The sequence below is a fragment of the Thermobifida alba genome, from assembly GCF_023208015.1.
In the GTDB taxonomy this organism is placed as follows: Bacteria; Actinomycetota; Actinomycetes; order Streptosporangiales; family Streptosporangiaceae; genus Thermobifida; species Thermobifida alba.
In genome coordinates this window covers 2974850-2994045 of the sequence record NZ_CP051627.1, presented here as the reverse complement: position 1 = coordinate 2994045, position 19196 = coordinate 2974850, and the positions used below count along the sequence as shown (strand labels likewise).

Genomic DNA, 19196 nt, shown 5'->3' with positions numbered 1-19196 from the left:
ACCGCAGCCGACCCGGTGCCCTCGGGTGGAACGCGGGTCACCCGAGAGCGGTGAGCATGCCCCGGCGCGGGTCGCGTGGACCAGCGCCGGGGATGCGCAGCGTCACGAACCGTCGGCCACGGCACCGGCGCGGACCATCTCGACCCCGGGATGCTGCTCGCCACGCCGCGTCCGGTGCCGGTCGGCGGGTTCGGAACCCACCTCCTCGGGAGGGGGCGGGCGTGTGCCGCGCACCGTGCGGACGCGGCTCCTCCGTCCCGGGAATCCTCCGCCGTCAGCCCGGCTCGCACGGCCGGGAACGCAGGTCGAGCACGTAGTCGGCGGGTGCCCCGGCCTTCTCCGCCGCGGTGGCGAGCAGATCCAGGTACCGGGCGGTGGGCAGCCCGCCCTCGTAGTCGTTGAGGACGTGGGTCCACGCGGTGACCTCCCCGTCCAGCAGGGTGGTGACCCGCACCTTGATGCGCGAGTAGACGCCGAGGTCGCCGCCCTCCCAGCCGTCCAGCTCCTGCAGATCCCATTCGGCGATGTCGTAGAGCGCCACGAACACGCTGGAACCGGCGTCCTCCACCACGGTGGCCAGCGCACCCTCCCCCTGGGAGCGGCCGCCGCCGAAGGTCAGTCTCCAGCCCTGCAGCCAACCGGTGTTCCACAGCGGCGAGTGCGGCGCGCGTTCGGCCATCCGGTCCGGATCGAGATTGGTGGCGTATGCGGCGTATAGGGGCACGCGGGCCATGCTACGGCTTTCGGGGCCGCCGCGCTTTCCGAATCGCCGCCTTCGGCATGCGCGACAATGGAGACACCGACCAGTAGGCGACACCGGCGCCCGTGGCCCACCCGGCCGGGGCGTGTCCACCACGAGGACCTCGCGGCCGAAGGATGTTGAAGGAGTGGATGGAACGTGACGAAGGTCGTCATCATCGGAGGCGGACCCGGAGGCTACGAGGCGGCCCTCGTCGCTGCACAACTGGGGGCGGACGTCACGGTCATCGAACGCGACGGCATCGGCGGCGCCTCCGTGCTCACCGACTGCGTGCCCTCCAAGACGCTGATCGCCACCTCGGTCCGCACCTCCTACGTCAAGGAGGCCGCGACGCTGGGCATCATCGTCGGCAACGAGCCCGAGGACAAGGACCTGGTCCGGGTGGAGCTCAAAACCGTCAACGCCCGGGTCAAACGGCTGGCGCAGGCCCAGTCCGTCGACACCGCGACCCGGTTGCGCACCGAGGGCGTGGAGATCATCACCGGTGAGGCCAGGCTGGTCGACCCGCACATCGTCGCCGTCGGCGACCAGCGCATCCGCGCCGACGTGGTGCTCATCGCCACCGGGGCGCACCCGCGCGAGCTGCCCACCGCCCGCCCCGACGGCGAACGCATCCTCACCTGGCGGCAGCTGTACGACCTCAACGAACTCCCGGAGAAGCTCATCGTGGTCGGCTCCGGTGTGACCGGTGCCGAGTTCGCCAACGCCTACCAGGCGCTCGGCTCCGACGTGACCCTCGTCTCCTCCCGCGACCGCGTCATGCCCACCCAGGACGCCGACGCCGCCCGCGTGCTGGAGGACGTCTTCGCCCGCCGGGGCATGACGGTGCTCGGCAACTCCCGGGCCGAGTCGGTGACCCGCACCGACGACGGCGTGCTCGTGCGGCTCGCCGACGGCCGCGCGGTCGAGGGCAGCCACTGCCTCATGACGGTCGGCATGATCCCCAACACCGCCAACCTCGGCCTGGAGGAGGCCGGGGTGCGGCTGGACGAGCGGGGCTTCGTCCAGGTGGACCGGGTGTCGCGGACCTCCACTCCGGGGGTGTACGCGGCCGGGGACTGCACGGGCGTCAACATGCTCGCCTCGGTGGCGGCCATGCAGGGCCGTATCGCGATGTGGCACGCCCTCGGCGAGGCGGTGGCCCCGCTGAAGCTGTCCACCGTCGCCTCCACCGTGTTCACCCACCCCGAGCTGGCGGCGGTCGGCGTCACCGAGGACGACGTGGTGTCCGGCCGCGTCGACGGCCGCATCGTGAAACTGCCGCTGGACACCAACCCGCGCGCCAAGATGCACGGCACCAAGGACGGTTTCGTCAAGCTGATCTGCCGCCAGCACACCGGCATCGTGCTGGGCGGGGTCATCGTCGGTCCGCGGGCCAGCGAACTGATCCTCGGCGTTTCCCTGGCGGTGCAGCAGCGGCTCACCGTCGACGACGTCGCGCACACCTTCGCGGTCTACCCGTCGCTGTCGGGCAGCGTCACCGAGGCCGCCCGCTCCCTCATGCAGGGCTCGCCCGAGTAGGCGGCCGGCCGCCCGCGCCGGTGGCCGCCACGACACGGGAGGGGGTCCCGGCCGCTCGGGCCGGGACCCCCTCGTGCTGTCCTGTTGCGCCTGGGAACCGTCGGTCAGAAGTCGCCGAAACCGCCGAAGTCGCCTCCGTCGAACCCGCCGCCGCCGAAGTCGCCGAAACCGCCTCCGTCGCCGCCGAAGTCGCCGAAGCCGCCCCCGTCGCCGCCGTAGTCGCCCATCCCGGCGCCCAGCATGCCGGCTCCCATCATCGAGCCCATCATGTTGCCGAGCATCATTCCGGTGAACATGCCCATCATCATGTCCATGCCGAAGTAGCCGCCCGCGTAGGGGGCGTAGGCCGGACCGGCGTCGTAGTAGGGCACCCGGCGCCCGCCGGCCTCGACCATGCGCACGTCGGGGTGCGCGCCGGACAGGACGTCGTTGGCGCACGCGCGGCAGACCGGGACCGACCGGGGGGTGCCGCCGGGAGGAGCCCAGTCGACGTCCCGCACGGACGGGCCGTGCTGCGGGTTGAAGAAGCAGGGGGCGCGGCGCTCCGGCACCGGGTCGCCCGCCAGGCGCGCCCGGGTGGCGGTCATGTAGTAGCGGCCGTCCTCCAGGGCGTTGGTGACCCGCTGGATCTCGTCGGCCCGCCGGATGGTCTCCAGTTCGGCCTTGGCCCGGTCGTAGGAGTTCATCGCGTTGGTGTAGTCGGTCCGGGTGGCCTCGTCGGCCGCGCCGAGGTCGAGGTCGAGGCGCGCGATGTCCTCGCCGAGCCGCACGACGTCCTCGGTGACCGTCTTCTTGACCTCCTCCAGCTCGCGGGCCTCCCGGGCCTCGCGGTTCTTCTTCGAGCGGTAGAGGAAGAACCCGGTGCCGGCGATCGCGAGGACGAACAGGCCCAGCAGGACCATGCCGAACACCCCGGAGGCCGCTGCGGCGTCGGCCTGGGACTCGGCCTCGTTGGCGAAGGCCACGGCGGCGTCGGGCACGGTGCTCATCCGCTGGGCGGCACTCTCGGCCGCGGCCACGTCGGAGGGGCTGAGCACGGTGGAGTCGGCCGCGGTGGTGTCGCCGACGAAGACCAGGTAGGAGCCGTCGCCGACGTCCTGCTGCACGTCGGCCATGAAGGAGCCGAGCTCGGCCTGAGAGGTGAACTCGCCCTCGGGGACCACCACGAAGTAGACGGGGGTGTCGACGTTCTCCGCGGCCTGGCTCATCAGGTCGGCGTCACTGGCGGAGACGTCGGTGACATCGGGGTCGACGTAGACATGGGAGCTGTTCAGCGCGTCGGCGACCTCGCCCGCGCTGGGTTCCGCGCTCGCGGGCGCGGCTGCCACGACAAGGGCGGCCGCCGTGGCGAGCGTTGTGATTGCCAGTCGGCGCAACATGATCTGTTCCTCTCGCCTCTCTCACCTGTGTAGACGAACGGGACGGGGGCATCGGTTCCCGTCCGTGCGGGGCCGTGTCCGGCCCCGGGCCGCCGGGGTGTCGTGGAGGGATCCGTACCCGGCGGCGGCCCGCACACCCCGTTCCGGCGGAAGGTTGTCATGGGAATTCGGGTGTCCGCCGTCGGACGGGCACCGGGCGGTGCCGTACGGCAGCGGGGACGGCGCGGTGCGCCCGCGCTCCGGGAGGGCCGGGAGGTGCGGGGGTGGTGTCCCGACCGTTCCCCGGCCGGATGGGACGTGAGCGCGGCCGGGCCGTGGCCAGAAATGGCCGGAACCGGCTTTGTCGGGTCTATTCACAGTGCTGTCGGAGCGTCACTAATATGAGTCTGCTCCTCCGACGGTGTCGGGAGGTGGAATGTTCTTTCCGGGCGGCCCCGGAGAGTGTCGGGAACGGGTTTCCGCACAAACGCCGGGGGTCGGATCTGGAGTGCTGCCCGGGGCCCGTGCTCGGACGGGAAAAGCGAAAGGTGAAACGGTGGGCGTTCCATTCACACTGGGCGGAGGTGCACGGCACCACCGGTGTCCTGCGGCCGCCGAGTACGGGGCGTTTTCCGGTTCGGGAGGTGTCGGTGACGACTCGGGTCGGTGAGGCGGAGCCCTTCGGGAGCACGCCCGCGTCGGCGGGGAGCCGGCGCGCTTCTCCCCGGCCGCTCCCCGGAGAGGCGTCCGGTCTGCTCTCCGTCGACGGACGACTCGGGGCACGGGGTGGTCCCGCGCGTCGGCGGACTTCGGTACCGAACAGCCGGAAGGACTGAGGATGCCCCCCATCGGACCTCTGCTCAACGCCCTGGGCCTCTCCGGAAGCGTGGTCGCCACGGGAGTCGTCGTCGTGGTCGCTCTGGCGGTGGCTTCAGCGGGCTGGAAGCTCCGCCTCAAGCAGCGGGACAAGATGCTCAGGACGTTCTACGAGACGGGAGAGGTGCCTCAGAAGAGGGGGCTGCTGCGTTTCTGGAGGAAGACTCCCAGGACCTCGCTCCCCGGGGTGCAGGGACCGCTTCCCGTCCCCCTCACCATCGACGATCTGCGGACCGGGAAGGCCTTCGAACCGAACACGTTCGTTCCGACGAGGGTGGAGGAGGAGTTCAACAGACTGGTCGCCCAGCAGAAGGCGGCGCTTGAGGGGACGAACATCCTCCTCCAGAAGAGCAAGGCCGAGAAGGCGGATCTGTCCCGCCGGAAGGACGCGCTCGACCGGGAGAGCGGACCGTTCGAGGAGAACACGGAGAGGGCCGCGAACCTCTCCAAGGAGGCATCCGCCAACGAGGCGCGGTTGCGGAGTCTCGAAACCGAGTTGAGGGGGCTGCAGACGGCTCTCGCTGCGATCATCAAGGATGATCCGAGGGCGCAGGAGTTCACGGAAGCGTGGAAGAAGGACATCCGCGAGGAACTGCAGGGGGACGAAACGAAGTTCTCGGTCACCGAGGCCCTGAAGCGCGCCCGGCAGCGGCAGCAGGGCGGGACCAGAAGGCCCAGGAGGTCCCAGCAGAAGCAGGACCCGAAGCAGGGCCGGGGGCGGTGACTGTGACAGGAGGTGGAGCCGTGGCGGCGTCCGGAATCTTCTTCGGTCTGGGGTGGTCGAAATCTACTGGGTAGCTCTCCTGGCCTCCGGGGTCTTCCTCGTGCACCTCGTGCTCCATTTTCTCCTCTTCAGGTCGGGGATCTACTGGGATCCGGACTCGACGACCAACTCACCGTCCGCAGTGTCGAGGATTGCCGCGGACGTCGAGCTGAACGCGCTCCGGGCCCGAATGAAAATCGAAGGAAGGGAGTCGGAGCTCCGGGCGGGACGAGCCATGCACGGAGACGCTCGGGAAAGAGCCTCCCTGCTGGCGGACGCGCGGACCGCGCTCTCCCGCGTCGCCCCCGGGGAACGCAGGGTCCGCGCCGAGGGAGGCGAAAGGAGAGCGGAGAGCATGAGGATGCTCTCCCGTTTCAGATCGGACCTGCTGATCCTCGTGTGCCTCGGTATCGGACTCGCACTGCTGGCCGCCGGTGCCGAGTGAAACGGTTCACGGCTTGCGTTGAGGGGACCCCTTGGACGCTCTACTGAATCTTCTGCTCTCCTACCTCTCCGGTTTCACGGGGGTGGGTGGGGCGGCCTTCGCCGTCTCGTCCGGCCTCGCGGGACTCCTGACCTGGTTCAACATCAGGAAGGCGAACCAGGAGGCGGCCGAGACGGCGGAGAAGAGGAGGCAGGAGACGGAGAAGAGAACGAGTTCCGTTCTCACCAACCTGAAGGACGCGGGCAGGTTCCTGACGGGGGAGCCTAGTTCCCAGGAAAAGGAGATCGACAACCAGCTCCTGAATCTGGAGGCGGAAAAGGACTCCCTGCAACACGAGATCGACAGCTTCAACTCCACTCTCCAGCTGAAGCACATCGAAGGGGTCAGCCCCCACTACTTCCAGACGAGGGCGTCGATCAGCAACGCGCAGTCGCTCCTGAGCATCATCAAGACCCATCTCCTCGCCATCCGGGAGAGTCAGGAGGTCCTCTCCTACGTCGGCAGGCTCGACGAGAACGGGAGGCTCGTCGACAAGGACGAGCTCGACCCGATCGCGGCGGAGAGGCTGGAACACGTCCTCAGCAGGGTCGAGGAGGTGACTTCCAGCTCGTTCATGGTGAACGAGAGCAGGATCCTCCAGGAACTGGAGGAACGTCTTGAGAGGATCAGGAACGAGACGGAGAGGCTGAAAGGGATCGTCAACAGCGGGTCGGCGGGGCCCGGTCAGACGGGGACACCGTCAACGAGGGCGCTGCCGACAGCGGGGAGCACCCCGGATGTCCCCGGCCAGCTCCGACTCCCCCTCGGGGGCCGGAGCACCTCTCAGCAACCCGTGAGACCGGCGCAGCAGACGCGGTCGCAGCAGCCGCAGCGGAGGAGACGCGGCAGGACATGACGGGCGACTGGACACCACCATCGTCCTCGACGACAGGGGAGAAACCGGCATGTGGTTGATCGTCTTCGCCGTGGTCCTGACCGGAGCGGCGTGGACCGCCGTCCGTGTCTACGGCGGGTTGCTGCAGGTGACCACGGTCAGCACCAAATGGGTCGCGCGCAACCGCGTCGAACTGCGCGGATCGCGCGCGCTCCTCGACCTCCTGGAGAGGAAGGAGGCGCTGCTCGCGGAAGGGGCCGCCGCCGTGGAGCGCGGAGACGAGGCCGCGCGTGCCCGGGTCCTGGCGGAAATGGACGGGGTGAACCGGGAGATCGACCGACTGGAGTCGGAGCAGCCGGCGCTCCTGGCCACGGAGGAGGCCAGGGAGGAGAGGTTGATGCTGCTGCTGCACGTGGTCGAACTGGGCTTCGGGGCCCTCAGCCTGGCCGGGGTCGGCTACGCCCTGTGGTTCGTCGTCGCCCAGGCTTCCTGATGCTCCCCGCCCCCGCCGGTCACCGCGCCGCGCCGGAGTCCCCGCGCAGCACCCGGGCCACCAAGTCGTCGTGGAGGGTGCCGTACCCGGTGGCGGCCCACACACTGCGTTCCGGCGGAAGGTCGTAGTAGGGAACCCGACGCCCGTCGTCGAGGACGGCGGGCAGCGCCTCCGGCTGCCGGTGCTTGCGGAGCGCGGTGGCGCAGTCGCCGCAGGCCCACACGGTGACCCTGCGGCGGGTGCCGAGCCCGCGCCACGGCGTGGTGGAGGTGCGGGTGCCGTGCAGCGGGTCGAAGAAGCAGTGCCGTACCGGGCGGGGCGTCGACCGCGCGGCGACCGCCTGGTCGACGTGGGCGTCGCACAGGTCGAGCAGGACCAGGGCCCCGGCCAGGTCGGGCAGGTCGGCGGCGGCGTCCAGGACCTTGCCCGCGGCCAGGTGCGCGTCCAGGGCCTGCTGGAGGGCGGCCCGCGCCGCGTCGGAGTCGGGCACGGTGAGCGCGGCCAGCCGCTTTCCGGTCGCGGTGAGCCGCGCACCGAGATCCCGGCGCATCCGCTCCTGCCCCGCGGCGTCGATGGAGTCGAAGACGGTGTGCGCGAGCGGCCGCGGGTGGGCGCGGCGGGACCGCGCGGCCACGAGGGAGAGCACGACCACGGCGGCGAGCACAGCGGTTCCGGCGATCCAGGGCCACGCCGACGGCGCGGCGCCCCAGGCGGAGGGCGGCGGGGGCTCGCGCTCGGCGCTGATCCGCTCGTACTCCTCCACGGCGCGGCCGCCGGCGATCAGGTCGACGGCGTGGTCGAGCCGCCGGGCCAGGGAGGCCCCCTGCGACTCCGGTGCGATGTTGACCGTCAGCGCCGCGTAGAAGGCGTCGTCGCCCGCCGACGGTCCCTCGCCGTGCAGCCACAGGTCGTTGTCCTCCAGGACCAGGTAGGAGGCCGAACCGCCCAGGCGGTCGCTGACCGCGCCCACGAGCTGGGCGGGGTCGCCGTCCCACGCGTCGCCCCGGACCAGGGGAACGACGACGACGTAGATCTCCTCGCCGGTCGCGGCGATGCGTTCCGCCAGTGCGGCCTGCGCGTCCTCGTCCAGCAGCGAGCGCAGTGACGGGTCCACGTAGACCGGCTGCTCCCGCAGCGCGGCGGCGATCGTCTCGGCGGGGCTCGGCCCGGCGGGGTCGGTCTGGGCGTGTGCGGCGCCCCCCGGCCACAGCAGCCAGAGCAGGAGGGCGGTGACCAGCGCGGCCGCGCGGCGTTCAGTCGACATCGATCTCCTTGAGCACGGTCCGGGCCAGTTCGGGGACGGTGCGTCCGTAGCCGGTCCGGGTCCACAGGTTGGCGTGGGCGGTGTGGGGTTCGCCCGCCAGACGCAGCGGGGGAGGCGGCACGGTCCGGCCCGCGCAGCGGGCGCAGCGGCCGTCGGCGCTCCGGCCGGCGGATCCGCGGAGCGGGGCGCTGCCGGGCAGGGGGGCTCCGTGCAGCGGGTTGACGGAGCAGGCGCCGGGGGAGCGGGACAGGCCGTCGGCGGCGAGGGCCGCGCGGCCCTCCCGGGCCAGCACGATCGCGCCCACCAGGTCGTGGTCGGTGGCGGCCGGATCCGCGGCGAGCAGTCCGGCGGCGTCGAAGGCCCGCGCGGCGCGGTCCCGGCCGGGCTGCGCGGCGGCCGCCGCCTCCAGCTCCGCGGTGAGGCGGTCCAGTTCGCGGCGGAGGATCCGGTGCAGTCGGGCACGGCTGGGCCGGGAGGGGGCGCGCCGCGCCCGCAGCGGCGCCGGCAGGGAACGCCGCTCGGTGTCGCGGTGGGCGCGGCGGGTGCGCCGTCCGGAGGCCGCGGCGCGCCCGGCCCGCCCCAGCCCCAGGGCCAGGGGGAACAGCAGCAGGCCGAGGAGGGGGCCGACGACGAGCAGGCCGGGCCAGAAGTCCCCGGAGAAGCGGTCGGCGACGGTCGGTTGGTACTCCGTCCGGTGGTCCCGGAACTCCACCGCGGAGGGGGTGGGGCTGGCCGGGGCGCCGGGAGGGGCGGTGCGCACCGCCGCCAGGAGGTCCAGGAGTTCGTCCGCCCCCTCGGCGAAGACGGGGGAGCGGGGCAGGTCCCCGTCGTCGACGGGCACGTCGACGACGATGTGGGAGAAGCGGTAGGAGCCGCTGTGCAGCCACGACGAGTTCAGGTGCACGTACACCCCGCCTTCGCCGAGGACGTGGTGGACCGCGTGCAGCAGGACCTCCTCGTCGCCCGCGGACTCGTCCGTGGGGAGCGAGGGCACGACGACGACGTAGACGGGCACGGGCTGGTCGGCCAGCGCCTCGCGGACCGCCTCGGCCTCCTCCCGCGGCAGCAGGGAGACGGCGCTGGGGTCGACGAAGAGCGGGTCCTCGCGCAGCCCGGCGACGATCCGCTCCACGCGGGTGGTGTCGGCCACGTACGGCGGTTCCGGGAGGAGTTCGGCCGCGGCCGCGGGGGGCGCGCCCAGCAGGAGGACGGCTGCGAGCAGGGCGCGGCGGAGTGTGCGCAGGACCCTCACCGCCGCCGCCCTCCCCTCGGGCGGGCGGGCCGTCGCCGCAGGCGGTGCCAGACGGTCAGGACGACCAGGGTGGCCGTCGCGCCCAGGGTCGTGCCGAGGGCGAACGCCTGGTTGCGGACTCCGTAGGAGGTGTCCGGGGACAGGGCTTCGCGGAGCCGCTCGATCGGGCTGGGGCCGCCGAACGGGGACCACTGCCCGGCGTCCCACCGGTCCCGGCTCTCCGCCAGGCGCTGGGCGGCCTCCCCCGAGGCGAGGTTGTCCACGAACCGGTCGACCACGACCGTGAGGGGGGTGTCGTGCTCCAGGGAGAGGAGCACCTCCAGGGCGGCCTCGGAGGCGGGGACGTCGACCCCGTAGGCGACCGCGCTGATGTCGGAGCCCCGGTACTCCGCGAGCAGGTACACCCCGTCCTCGCCGAGGCGGTCGTGGACGGCGGCGAGGAAGCCCTCGTCGAGGACGTCGCCGCCCACCACGGTGGGCAGCACCACCACGTAGACGGGGTGGTCGAGGCGGGAGACCGCGTCGTGCAGGTGGGCGCGGGTCTGCGCCAGGTCCAGGGCTCCCGCGTAGTGGTCGCTGACGTAGACCGGGTCCTCGGCGAGCTGCGCGGCCACGTGGGACGGATAGCTGGCGGGCCACTCCGCCGCGGAGGCGGAGGGAGGGGAGAGGGCCGCGAGGAGGGTCGCCCCCACGGCCAGGCAGCGCCAGAAGAGCATGGGGACAGCCTAGAGGTGCTGGTCGGGGAGAATTCTCCCGGGGCGCGGCTGCTCGTCCCGGGGGACGGTCGTCCGGGAACGCGGCGGGGCGGACCGCCCCGAGTGGACGGTCCGCCCCGCCGGTGCGTCGCGCCGTTGTCGGCGCCGCGCCCTAGGCGTCCTTGATCTCGCAGATCACCGCGCCGTTGCCGACGGTCTCGCCCGCGCTCACCGCCAGGCCGGTGACGGTGCCCGCCTTGTGCGCGGTGAGCGGCTGCTCCATCTTCATGGCCTCGATGACGACGACGGTGTCGCCCTCGGCGACCTCCTGGCCGTCGGAGGCCACGACCTTGACGACGGTGCCCTGCATCGGGCTGACCAGGGCGTCGCCGCTGACCGCCGCCGCGGACTTCTTCCGGGAGCCGCGCTTGCCGGACTTCTTCGTGCTCGGGGCCGCGGCCAGGTCGGCGCCCAGGCCGGCGGGCAGCACGACCTCGACCCGCTTGCCGCCGACCTCGACGGTGACCCGCTCCCGCTCCGCGGCCTCGGCCTGCTCCACCTCGCCCTGGAACGGTTCGATGACTCCGTCGAACTCGGTCTCGATCCAGCGGGTGTGCACGCTGAACGGCTGGGTGTCGTCGGCCGGGGCGAACGCCGGGTGGGAGACCACCGCCTGGTGGAACGGGATGACGGTGGGCATGCCGCCGACCTCGAACTCGGCGAGGGCGCGGCGGGACCGCTCCAGGGCCTCGGTGCGGGTGCGGCCGGTCACGATGAGCTTGGCCACCATCGAGTCGAACGCCTGCGGCACGGTGAAGCCGGGCTCGCAGCCGGTGTCGACGCGCACGCCGGGGCCTCCGGGCAGCCGCATCGAGGTGATGGTGCCGGGGGCGGGCATGAAGTTGCGCCCGGCGTCCTCGGCGTTGATGCGGAACTCGAAGGAGTGGCCGCGCAGCACCGGGTCGTCGTAGCCCAGCTCCTCGCCGTCGGCGATGCGGAACATCTCCCGCACCAGGTCGATCCCGGCGACCTCCTCGGTGACCGGGTGCTCCACCTGCAGGCGGGTGTTGACCTCCAGGAAGGAGATGGTGCCGTCGGCGCCGACCAGGAACTCGCAGGTGCCCGCGCCCACGTAGCCGGCCTCGCGCAGGATCGCCTTGGAGGAGGAGTACAGCAGTTCCACCTGCTCGTCGGTGAGGAACGGCGCGGGGGCCTCCTCCACCAGCTTCTGGTGGCGGCGCTGCAGCGAGCAGTCGCGGGTGGAGACCACCACGACATTGCCGTGCGTGTCGGCCAGGCACTGGGTCTCCACGTGCCGGGGCCGGTCCAGGTAGCGTTCCACGAAGCACTCGCCGCGGCCGAACGCGGTGACGGCCTCGCGCACCGCCGACTCGTAGAGGTCGGGGATCTCCTCCATGGTGCGGGCGACCTTCAGGCCGCGTCCGCCGCCGCCGAAGGCGGCCTTGATCGCGATGGGCAGGCCGTGCTCGGAGGCGAAGGCCAGCACCTCGTCGACGCCCGACACGGGGTCGGGGGTGCCCGCCACCAGGGGCGCGCCGACCTTCTGCGCGATGTGGCGGGCCTGGACCTTGTCGCCCAGGGCGGTGATCGCGGCGGGCGGCGGGCCGATCCAGGTCAGCCCGGCGTCGATGACGGCCTGGGCGAAGTCGGCGTTCTCAGCGAGGAAGCCGTAGCCGGGGTGGACCGCGTCCGCGCCGGACTCGGCCGCGATGGCCAGGATCTTGTCGACGTTGAGGTAGCTGTCGGCGGGGGTCTGCCCGCCCAGGGCGTAGGCCTCGTCGGCGACCTTGACGTGCAGCGCGTCGACGTCGGGTTCGGCGTAGATCGCGACGCTGCCGAGGCCCGCGTCGCGGCAGGCGCGTGCCACCCGGACGGCGATCTCGCCCCGGTTGGCGATGAGAACTTTACGCACGGTCGAACATTCCTCCTGGAGGGGCATCGGCCGTTCGGCGCCGATGCCGTGGGCGGGTCTGAGGGCGGCGGGCCCGCTGCGGCTCGGGAGGCGGACCCGGGGCCGGGCGGATCATCCCGGGTGGAAACTGCGGCGCCAGGAGTGCGGTCCCGGGCGCGGCGGGACTCCCAGCAGCCGGGCGCGGTCGCGCCAGCCCGAAGGGGCGGCGGGGGCCGCGGCCCGGGCGCGCGCGGCCTGGACGGCCCGCGCGCGGGCCGTCAGGACCGCGACGAGCGCCGCGATCTCCTCGTGGCTGAGTTCGCCCCGCACGACCTGCAGGAAGGGGGCGGGGCCGGGGTGGGTTCGGTCGCTGGCCATCAGAGTGGGATATTCCCGTGCTTCTTGGGCGGGAGCTGCTTGCGCTTGCCGCGCAGCGCGCGCAGCGCCTTGATGACGGAGGTGCGGGTCTCCGAGGGCATGATGACGCCGTCGACGTAGCCGCGCTCGGCGGCGCTGTACGGGTTGAGCAGCGTGTCCTCGTACTCGGTGATGAGCTGTGCGCGGGTGGCCTCGACGTCCTCGGCGGCGGCCAGGGTGCGCCGGTGCAGGATGTTGACCGCGCCCTGGGCTCCCATCACCGCGATCTGCGCGGTCGGCCAGGCCAGGTTGATGTCGGCGCCCAGGTGCTTGGAGCCCATGACGTCGTAGGCGCCGCCGAACGCCTTGCGGGTGATAACGGTCACCAGCGGGACGGTCGCCTCGGCGTAGGCGTAGAGCAGTTTAGCGCCGCGCCGGATGATGCCGTTGAACTCCTGGTCGGTTCCGGGCAGGAAGCCGGGGACGTCCACCAGGGTGAGCACGGGGACGTTGAAGGCGTCGCAGGTGCGGACGAACCGCGCGGCCTTCTCGGAGGCGTCGATGTCCAGGCAGCCCGCGAAGTTCATCGGCTGGTTGGCGACGATGCCCACCGGGTGGCCCTCCACCCGCCCGTAGCCCACGATGATGTTCGGCGCGAACAGCTCGTGGACCTCCAGGAACTCGCCGTCGTCGACGATGTGCTCGATGACCTGGTGCATGTCGTAGGGCTGGTTCGCCGAGTCCGGGATGAAGGTGTCCAGCTCCAGGTCGCTCTCGGTGACCTCCAGGTCCACCGGGGTCGGCTCGACCGGGGGGTCCTCCAGGTTGTTGGAGGGCAGGTAGGACAGCAGTGTCCGGACGTACTCCAGGGCGTCGTTCTCGTCCGCGGCCATGTAGTGGGCCACACCCGACTTGGTGTTGTGGGTGCGCGCGCCGCCCAGTTCCTCCATGGTGACGTCCTCGCCGGTGACCGTCTTGATGACGTCGGGGCCGGTGATGAACATCTGGGAGGTCTGGTCGACCATCACGATGAAGTCGGTGAGCGCGGGCGAGTAGACGTGGCCGCCCGCCGCCGCTCCCATGACCAGCGAGATCTGCGGGATGACGCCGGAGGCGTGGGTGTTGCGCTTGAAGATCTCGGCGTAGAGGCCCAGCGCCACCACGCCCTCCTGGATGCGGGCGCCGCCGCCCTCGTTGATGCCGATCACCGGGCAGCCGGTCTTGAGGGCGTGGTCGAGGACCTTGACGATCTTCTCGCCGTAGACCTCGCCGAGAGAGCCGCCGAAGACGGTGACGTCCTGGCTGAACACCGCGACGGGGCGGCCGTCGATGGTGCCGTAGCCGGTCACGACGCCGTCGCTGTAGGGGCGGTTCTTCTCCAAGCCGAAGTTGGTGGACCGGTGGCGCGCGAAGGCGTCGAACTCCACGAAGGAGCCCGGGTCGAGGAGGGCGTCGATGCGCTCGCGAGCGGTCATCTTGCCCTTGGCGTGCTGTTTCTCTACGGCTCGTTCGGATCCCGCGTGGACCGCCTCGTAGCGGCGGCGCTGCAGGTCCGCGAGTTTGCCCGCGGTGGTGCGGATGTCGATCTGTTCCGCGGGCAGCGGTTCAGGGGCTTGGGTCGCCATAAGGCCTCAGAGTATTAGTACGGGTTCTCGTTCAGACGGGCGGAGATGGGTTACCCGACGGTAAAAACCGCGGTCGGGTCACTGACCAGGCACGTTCTGTCCACAGTGGACGATTTTGATGATAACAGTTCTCATGTTTGGCGTTCGAGTCGCCCACGCTGGGCAACCGAAGGGATACCCCTTCTTTCAAGTGGAGTAGACCAATCTGGGTATCGTCTGTGCCATGACACGCGACAGCGCCCGCCAGGAGATGCCCGACCAGCTTCGCGGCGACGTCCGCCTGCTCGGCGAGATGCTCGGTACCGTGCTCGCCGAGAGCGGCGGCCGAGACCTGCTCGACGACGTGGAACGGCTCCGCCGAGCCGTCATCGGAGCCCGCGAGGGGACGGTCGAGGGCAAGGAGATCACCGAGCTCGTCGCCTCGTGGCCACTGGAGCGCGCCAAACAGGTGGCGCGCGCCTTCACCGTCTACTTCCACCTGGTCAACCTGGCCGAGGAGCACCACCGCATCCGTTCCCTGCGGGAACGCGACGACGCCGCCAACCCGCAGCGCGAGTCGCTGGCCGCCGCGGTGCGCTCCATCCGCGAGGACGCGGGCGAGGAACGGCTGCGGGAACTCGTCGCGGGAATGGAGTTCCACCCGGTCCTGACCGCCCACCCCACCGAAGCGCGCCGCCGCGCCGTCTCCACCGCCATCCAGCGCATCAGCGTCCAGCTCGAACAGCTGCGCGCGGCCCACCGGGGCAGCGGGGCCGAGGCCGAGGCGCGCCGCAGGCTGCTGGAGCAGATCGACCTGCTATGGCGAACCTCACAGCTCCGCTACACGAAGATGGACCCGCTCGACGAGGTGCGCACCGCCATGGCCGCCTTCGACGAGACCATCTTCCGGGTCGTCCCCGAGGTCTACCGCAGCCTCGACCGGGCCCTCGACCCCGAGGGCAGCGGACGGCGCCCCTCCCCGGCCAAGCCGTTCGTCCGCTACGGCAGCTGGATCGGCGGCGACCGCGACGGCAACCCCTTCGTCACCCACGAGGTGACCCGCGAGGCCATCGCCATCCAGTCCGAGCACGTGCTGCGCGCCCTGGAGAACGCCTGCGAGCGCATCGGCCGCACCCACACCGAGTACACCGGACTCACCCCGCCCAGCGCCGACCTGCGCGCCGCCCTGACCAATGCCCAGGCGGCCCACCCGCGCCTGATGCAGGAGATCGTCAAGCGCTCGCCCAACGAACCCCACCGCCAACTGCTGCTGCTGGCCGCCGAACGGCTGCGCGCCACCCGGCGCCGCGACGCCGACCTCGGCTACCGGGGACCCGAGGAGTTCCTCGCCGACCTGCGCACGGTCCAGGAGTCGCTGGCCGCCGCGGGCGCGGTCCGCCAGGCCTACGGCGAACTCCAGAACCTCATCTGGCAGGCCGAGACCTTCGGCTTCCACCTGGCCGAACTGGAGATCCGCCAGCACAGCGCCGTGCACGCGGCCGCGCTCGCGGAGGTGCGCGCGGGCGGCGCGCTCTCCGAACGCACCGAGGAGGTCCTGGCCACCCTGCGGGTCGTCGCCTGGATCCAGGAGCGGTTCGGGGTCGAGGCGTGCCGCCGCTACATCGTCAGCTTCACCCAGTCCGCCGACGACATCGCCGCCGTCCACGAACTCGCCGAGCACGCCCTGCCCGCGGGCAGGGCGCCCGTCCTCGACGTGATCCCGCTGTTCGAGACCGGAGCCGACCTGGACGCCTCCCCGCACGTCCTGGACGGCATGCTCGAACTGCCCGCCGTCCAGCGCCGCCTGGAGCAGACCGGCCGCCGCCTGGAGGTCATGCTCGGCTACAGCGACTCCGCCAAGGACGTCGGCCCGGTCAGCGCCACCCTGCGGCTCTACGACGCCCAGGCCCGGCTGGCCGAGTGGGCCCGCGCCCACGACATCAAGCTCACCCTGTTCCACGGCCGCGGCGGCGCGCTGGGCCGCGGCGGCGGCCCCGCCAACCGGGCCGTGCTCGCCCAGGCCCCGGGATCGGTGGACGGCCGGTTCAAGGTCACCGAGCAGGGCGAGGTCATCTTCGCCCGCTACGGCCAGCAGGCGATCGCCCACCGGCACATCGAGCAGGTCGGCCACGCGGTGCTGATGGCCTCCACCGAGAGCGTGCAGCACAGGGCCACCGAGGCGGCCGCCCGGTTCCGCGGGCTGGCCGACCGGATCGCCGAGGCCGCGCACGCCGCCTACCGGGCCCTGGTCGACACTGAGGGCTTCGCCGAGTGGTTCTCCCGGGTCAGCCCGCTGGAGGAACTGGGCGAACTGCGGCTGGGCTCGCGCCCGGCCCGCCGTTCGGCCGCCCGGGGGCTGGACGACCTGCGCGCGATCCCCTGGGTGTTCGCCTGGACCCAGACCCGCGTCAACCTGCCCGGCTGGTACGGGCTGGGCAGCGGCCTGGCCGCGGTCGCCGACCCCGACACACTGCACACCGCCTACCGGGAGTGGCCGCTGTTCGCCTCGCTGCTGGACAACGCCGAGATGAGCCTGGCCAAGACCGACCGGGTGATCGCCGAACGCTACCTGGCCCTGGGCGGGCGCCCGGAACTCACCGAGCAGGTGCTCGCCGAGTACGACCGCACCCGGGAACTGGTCCTCAAGGTCACCCGGCACACCCGCCTGCTGGAGAACCGCCGGGTGCTCTCCCGGGCGGTGGACCTGCGCAACCCGTACGTCGACGCGCTGTCGCACCTGCAGCTGCGCGCCCTGGAGGCGCTGCGCACCGGTGAGTCGGCCCGCCTCTCCGAGGAGGACCGCGACCACCTGGAGCGGCTGCTGCTGCTGTCGGTCAACGGCGTGGCCGCCGGCCTGCAGAACACCGGCTGACCCCCGCGGCCGTGCGACCACCCCCGCTCCGGCGGGGGTGGGGCCCTCCCCGGGGCGCGGGGAGGGCCGGAGCGTTGTTGAATGGTGCCATGCCTTCCTCGCTCTACTCGGACCTGAGCAGGCCGCCCCTGGACCAGCGGGCGCTGCAACGGGCGCTGGTGCGCCCCGGGGCGCTGTGGACCGGCGTCGACGTCGTGCCGTCGCTGGGGTCCACCAACACCGAGCTGGTCGCGCGGGCGAACGACGGCGCCCCCGGGGGAACGGTGCTGGTCACCGAGCACCAGACCGCCGGACGCGGACGGCTGGGCCGGTCCTTCTCGACGCCGGCGCGGGCGGCGCTGACCTTCTCGGTGCTGCTGCGCCCCACCGTGCCGCCCCACGGCTACGGGTGGCTGCCGCTGCTCATGGGGGTGGCGGCGGTGCACGGTGTGCGGCGGATCGCCGCGGTCCGAGCGGAGCTCAAGTGGCCCAACGACGTCCTCGTGGGCGGCCGCAAACTCGCCGGGATCCTCTCCGAGGCCGCCTTCGGCCCCGCGGGGCCCGCGGTGGTCATCGGCATCGGACTCAATGTCTCGCAGTCCCGGGAGGAGCTCCCGGTGGACACCGCCACCTCGCTCGCCCTGTCCGGCGCCGCGTGCACCGACCGCGACCCCCTGCTGCGCGCGGTCCTGCGCGCCTTCGCCGAGCACTACACCCGCTGGGTCGAGCACGACGGCGACGCCGAACGCAGTGGACTGGCCGAGGAGTACCGGTCCTGCTGCGCCACCCTCGGCCAGCGGGTGCGGGTGCACCTGCCCGAGGACGGCCTGCTGGAGGGCACGGCCACCGGGATCGACGCGGGCGGGCAGTTGCGGGTGCGCGCCGAGGACGGCCGGGAGCACGCCCTCAGCGCGGGCGACGTCGTCCACGTCCGGCCCGCCGCCCCGTGAGTTCCCCCTGCTCCGACCGGACCGGCCCCCAGCGCTCCGGACGGATGTTTCTTGACGGGGGCGCCCCCGAGGGGCTAAACCGACAGTCACGCGCGCCTCACCACTGCGGAGGGGTGCCGACCGACCCGTGCCCGGCGGGCGCCACCCCCACCGCCCCGACCTCGAATACGAGAGAACCCATGTCGTCTCGTCCTGATCCCAAGGAGACCGAAGCCGTCCTGATGGGAGGCGAGGCGCGGTATACCCGTGATGAGGTGGTGCGTCTCACGGGGACCTCGCCCGAGATCGTCGCCAGGGTCTGGCGGGCCCTGGGGTTCGCCACCCGCGGCGACGACGCCCCCGCCTACACCGACAGCGACGTCGAGGCCATGCGGGTCACCGCCCGGCTGATCCGCGAGGGCACCCTCACCGAGGAGGCCGCGGTCCGGCTCGCCCGGGCCATGGGCCAGACCATGATCCGCCTCGCCGAGTGGCAGACCAGCATCTTCACCACCCTGTCCTACAAGCCCGAGGTCGACACCGACGAGCACCTGGGGCCGCTGGTGGGACTGGCCAAGGAGCTGCTGCCCGACATGGAGACGCTGCTGCTGCACGTGTGGCGGCGCCAGTTGGCGGCGGCGGTCTCACGCAGCCTGGCGGTCCAGGAGCAGCAGAGCGAGGACGCCTCCCCCCACTACTTCCCGCTCGTCGTCGGCTTCGCGGACCTGGTCTCCTTCACCACGCTCAGCCGAGAACTGGACGAGGTGGGCCTGGCCGACGTGGTGGAGGGGTTCGAGGCGACCTCGGCCGACATCGTGGCCTCCGGCGGCGGCCGGATCGTCAAGACACTGGGCGACGAGATCCTCTACGTCGCCGACGACGCGCGGCAGGCCGCCGACATCGCCCTGCAGCTCGCGGCCGGGGTCAAGACCCACGTCGAGGTGCCCGACGTGCGGGTCGGCGTGGCCTACGGGCCGGTGCTGGCACTGCTCGGCGACGTGTTCGGCACCACCGTCAACCGGGCCAGCCGCCTGACCTCCTTCGCCCGTCCGGGCACCGTCCTCATCGACGACGCCCTGGCGGCCCAGCTCAAGGACGAGGAGGACTTCCAGGTGGTGGCGGTGCGGGCCCGCCACGCCCACGGCCTCGGCCAGCTCCAGCCCTACGCGCTGCGCCGCAGCTTCGGCGCGGGCGTGGCGCCGCGCGGGTGAACGCGCCGCGTTAACTCCCCCGCGGGACGGG

The 19196-nt window shown here is 72.2% G+C and carries 17 protein-coding genes; 8 read left to right on the top strand and 9 right to left on the bottom strand.

Annotated features, from left to right (window positions below; genetic code table 11):
• Nucleotides 1–102 precede the first annotated feature (102 nt).
• Both FOF52_RS21930 and FOF52_RS13190 read right to left on the bottom strand, forming a co-directional pair.
• A complete protein-coding gene (locus FOF52_RS21930; protein ID WP_282573460.1) occupies nucleotides 103–234 on the bottom strand; it encodes a hypothetical protein in 132 nt (43 codons plus the stop codon).
• A 40-nt stretch (nucleotides 235–274) separates the two neighbouring features.
• Nucleotides 275–724 (bottom strand): gamma-glutamylcyclotransferase family protein, encoded by a 450-nt coding sequence (locus FOF52_RS13190; RefSeq protein ID WP_248590263.1) that lies wholly within the window; start codon nucleotides 722–724, stop codon nucleotides 275–277.
• A gap of 174 nt (nucleotides 725–898) precedes the next feature.
• On the opposite strand from FOF52_RS13190, the gene FOF52_RS13185 reads away from it, so the two are divergent.
• Nucleotides 899–2281 carry an NAD(P)H-quinone dehydrogenase gene (locus FOF52_RS13185; protein WP_248590262.1) on the top strand — a complete coding sequence of 461 codons (1383 nt, stop codon included), beginning with the start codon at nucleotides 899–901 and terminating at the stop codon, nucleotides 2279–2281.
• A 104-nt stretch (nucleotides 2282–2385) separates the two neighbouring features.
• On the opposite strand, the gene FOF52_RS13180 is transcribed toward FOF52_RS13185, so the two are convergent.
• Entirely contained in the window at nucleotides 2386–3660 is a 1275-nt protein-coding gene (locus FOF52_RS13180; protein ID WP_248590261.1) for a chemotaxis protein CheA, read from the bottom strand.
• A gap of 817 nt (nucleotides 3661–4477) precedes the next feature.
• Between FOF52_RS13180 and FOF52_RS13175 the strand changes: the two genes are divergently transcribed.
• From FOF52_RS13175 to FOF52_RS13160, 4 genes are read left to right on the top strand one after another with little or no spacing between them, the layout of a single operon-like run.
• The gene (locus FOF52_RS13175) at nucleotides 4478–5239 is read left to right on the top strand and encodes a hypothetical protein (protein WP_248590260.1); all 762 of its coding nucleotides are present in this window, start codon (nucleotides 4478–4480) and stop codon (nucleotides 5237–5239) included.
• 52 nt (nucleotides 5240–5291) lie between these two features.
• Nucleotides 5292–5723 carry a hypothetical protein gene (locus tag FOF52_RS13170; protein WP_248590259.1) on the top strand — a complete coding sequence of 144 codons (432 nt, stop codon included), beginning with the start codon at nucleotides 5292–5294 and terminating at the stop codon, nucleotides 5721–5723.
• A gap of 31 nt (nucleotides 5724–5754) precedes the next feature.
• The gene (locus FOF52_RS13165) at nucleotides 5755–6618 is read left to right on the top strand and encodes a hypothetical protein (RefSeq protein WP_248590258.1); all 864 of its coding nucleotides are present in this window, start codon (nucleotides 5755–5757) and stop codon (nucleotides 6616–6618) included.
• A gap of 49 nt (nucleotides 6619–6667) precedes the next feature.
• Nucleotides 6668–7090, top strand: coding sequence for a hypothetical protein (locus FOF52_RS13160; protein WP_248590257.1), 423 nt, complete (start codon nucleotides 6668–6670; stop codon nucleotides 7088–7090).
• A 19-nt stretch (nucleotides 7091–7109) separates the two neighbouring features.
• On the opposite strand, the gene FOF52_RS13155 is transcribed toward FOF52_RS13160, so the two are convergent.
• From FOF52_RS13155 to FOF52_RS13130, 6 genes are all read right to left on the bottom strand, one after another.
• Nucleotides 7110–8354, bottom strand: a complete 1245-nt coding sequence (locus FOF52_RS13155; RefSeq protein ID WP_248590256.1) for a hypothetical protein — start codon at nucleotides 8352–8354, stop codon at nucleotides 7110–7112.
• On the bottom strand, nucleotides 8344–9606 hold the full coding sequence (locus FOF52_RS13150; RefSeq protein ID WP_248593976.1) for a hypothetical protein: 1263 nt from the start codon (nucleotides 9604–9606) through the stop codon (nucleotides 8344–8346). Before FOF52_RS13150 ends, FOF52_RS13155 begins: the two co-directional genes overlap by 11 nt.
• On the bottom strand, nucleotides 9603–10322 hold the full coding sequence (locus FOF52_RS13145; protein ID WP_248593975.1) for a hypothetical protein: 720 nt from the start codon (nucleotides 10320–10322) through the stop codon (nucleotides 9603–9605). The genes FOF52_RS13150 and FOF52_RS13145 overlap by 4 nt, the downstream gene beginning before the upstream one ends.
• A gap of 151 nt (nucleotides 10323–10473) precedes the next feature.
• Nucleotides 10474–12234, bottom strand: coding sequence for an acetyl/propionyl/methylcrotonyl-CoA carboxylase subunit alpha (locus FOF52_RS13140; protein WP_248590255.1), 1761 nt, complete (start codon nucleotides 12232–12234; stop codon nucleotides 10474–10476).
• Between the two features lie 111 nt (nucleotides 12235–12345).
• On the bottom strand, nucleotides 12346–12591 hold the full coding sequence (locus FOF52_RS13135) for an acyl-CoA carboxylase subunit epsilon (RefSeq protein WP_248590254.1): 246 nt from the start codon (nucleotides 12589–12591) through the stop codon (nucleotides 12346–12348).
• A complete protein-coding gene (locus tag FOF52_RS13130; RefSeq protein WP_248590253.1) occupies nucleotides 12591–14195 on the bottom strand; it encodes an acyl-CoA carboxylase subunit beta in 1605 nt (534 codons plus the stop codon). The genes FOF52_RS13135 and FOF52_RS13130 overlap by 1 nt, the downstream gene beginning before the upstream one ends.
• A gap of 250 nt (nucleotides 14196–14445) precedes the next feature.
• Between FOF52_RS13130 and FOF52_RS13125 the strand changes: the two genes are divergently transcribed.
• From FOF52_RS13125 to FOF52_RS13115, 3 genes are all read left to right on the top strand, one after another.
• The gene (locus FOF52_RS13125) at nucleotides 14446–17046 is read left to right on the top strand and encodes a phosphoenolpyruvate carboxylase (protein ID WP_282574071.1); all 2601 of its coding nucleotides are present in this window, start codon (nucleotides 14446–14448) and stop codon (nucleotides 17044–17046) included.
• An 89-nt stretch (nucleotides 17047–17135) separates the two neighbouring features.
• A complete protein-coding gene (locus tag FOF52_RS13120; protein ID WP_248590252.1) occupies nucleotides 17136–17975 on the top strand; it encodes a biotin--[acetyl-CoA-carboxylase] ligase in 840 nt (279 codons plus the stop codon).
• Nucleotides 17976–18154: 179 nt separating this feature from the next.
• Nucleotides 18155–19165, top strand: a complete 1011-nt coding sequence (locus FOF52_RS13115; protein WP_248590251.1) for an adenylate/guanylate cyclase domain-containing protein — start codon at nucleotides 18155–18157, stop codon at nucleotides 19163–19165.
• Nucleotides 19166–19196: the final 31 nt, after the last annotated feature.

Excerpts from the sequence above, each read along its gene's own strand:
- FOF52_RS13135 (WP_248590254.1), bottom strand. The coding sequence starts at position 12,591 with ATGGCCAGCGACCGAACCCACCCCGGCCCCGCCCCCTTCCTGCAGGTC.
- FOF52_RS13120 (WP_248590252.1), top strand. The coding sequence starts at position 17,136 with ATGCCTTCCTCGCTCTACTCGGACCTGAGCAGGCCGCCCCTGGACCAG.
- FOF52_RS13125 (WP_282574071.1), top strand. The coding sequence starts at position 14,446 with ATGCCCGACCAGCTTCGCGGCGACGTCCGCCTGCTCGGCGAGATGCTC.
- FOF52_RS13160 (WP_248590257.1), top strand. The coding sequence starts at position 6,668 with ATGTGGTTGATCGTCTTCGCCGTGGTCCTGACCGGAGCGGCGTGGACC.
- FOF52_RS13130 (WP_248590253.1), bottom strand. The coding sequence starts at position 14,195 with ATGGCGACCCAAGCCCCTGAACCGCTGCCCGCGGAACAGATCGACATC.
- FOF52_RS13155 (WP_248590256.1), bottom strand. The coding sequence starts at position 8,354 with ATGTCGACTGAACGCCGCGCGGCCGCGCTGGTCACCGCCCTCCTGCTC.
- FOF52_RS13115 (WP_248590251.1), top strand. The coding sequence starts at position 18,155 with ATGTCGTCTCGTCCTGATCCCAAGGAGACCGAAGCCGTCCTGATGGGA.
- FOF52_RS13180 (WP_248590261.1), bottom strand. The coding sequence starts at position 3,660 with ATGTTGCGCCGACTGGCAATCACAACGCTCGCCACGGCGGCCGCCCTT.
- FOF52_RS13145 (WP_248593975.1), bottom strand. The coding sequence starts at position 10,322 with ATGCTCTTCTGGCGCTGCCTGGCCGTGGGGGCGACCCTCCTCGCGGCC.
- FOF52_RS13175 (WP_248590260.1), top strand. The coding sequence starts at position 4,478 with ATGCCCCCCATCGGACCTCTGCTCAACGCCCTGGGCCTCTCCGGAAGC.